This window comes from Prevotella sp. P5-50, assembly GCF_002251295.1.
In the GTDB taxonomy this organism is placed as follows: domain Bacteria; phylum Bacteroidota; class Bacteroidia; order Bacteroidales; family Bacteroidaceae; genus Prevotella.
Genome location: NZ_NPJA01000046.1, coordinates 1 through 924 on the forward strand (window position 1 = coordinate 1; position 924 = coordinate 924).

General features: G+C 41.5%; 1 protein-coding gene. It reads right to left on the reverse strand.

The genetic code is table 11. The annotated features are described in order from the left end of the window. The coding region (locus CIK88_RS10120) for an IS982 family transposase (protein WP_144269604.1) at positions 1-882 on the reverse strand (882 nt) is incomplete at its 3' end. Positions 883-924 lie beyond the last annotated feature (42 nt).

Consider the following 924-nt stretch of genomic DNA (forward strand, 5'->3'; position numbering starts at 1 on the left):
GCAGTATCCTTTCAATGCCTTTGGCTTGTTATCAAAGAAACAATATGCTCCCAAGGCAGAAATAAGGTTCATGATAAAGTTGCTTACAGATCTATGGCGTGAATGTACAATCTGTGCCGTATTCTTCAGCATGTCGTTAATGGTTTCGATAATGTATCTCTTGCGCAGCATCATTCTGTCATAGAATGGCATCAGCTTGTTTTTCATGTTTACGCGCAACCCTGTCACCAGCTGTATTCCATCCTCAAAGAGGAAGTCAAACAGCTTTTGCGAAATATAGCCTTTGTCAGCGAACAGCTTTCCATACAAACGTTTAGCAAGAACCTTGAACACATTCGGATCCTTGTCGCTGACATTTGCACCAGTAAGTACAAACGCTATTATCTCGCCTCTGTCATTGCACGCAAGATGGAGCTTAAAGCCATGGCACCAACCCATAGTTCCTTTTCCGTCAGTGGCAATTCCCTTGAATACCTTATTGGCATATCTCCTGAGATTATGGCATACGGGTATCATCGTGGAATCAACGAATGTTATGCCGGTACATCTTCCGAAAGCTCCCAGATTAAGGAAGAACATGAGCTGGAAGAACACGCGGCTTTCCAACTCCACAAAGCGGTTGTACGACACAGCTTTCGGAAAATAAGACTTCATCGTACCCTTAATAAAGAACAGGTAGTAGTGCTTGAAATTGCGGAATGTACCGAAATGGAAATACAACAGAATCGTCATGATTTCACTGTCGGACAACGATGCTGCACGCCGTCTACGCTTCACTCCGCTATTGTCTTCCAGCAAATTTCCTGCATTTTCTGCATCAAAATGTTTGCAAAACTCGTCTATAATACAAAATAATTCTGTAACTTTGCAATCGGTAGTCATATTAAATATTTTTGTAACTATTTGATTTTCACCTATAAAGGT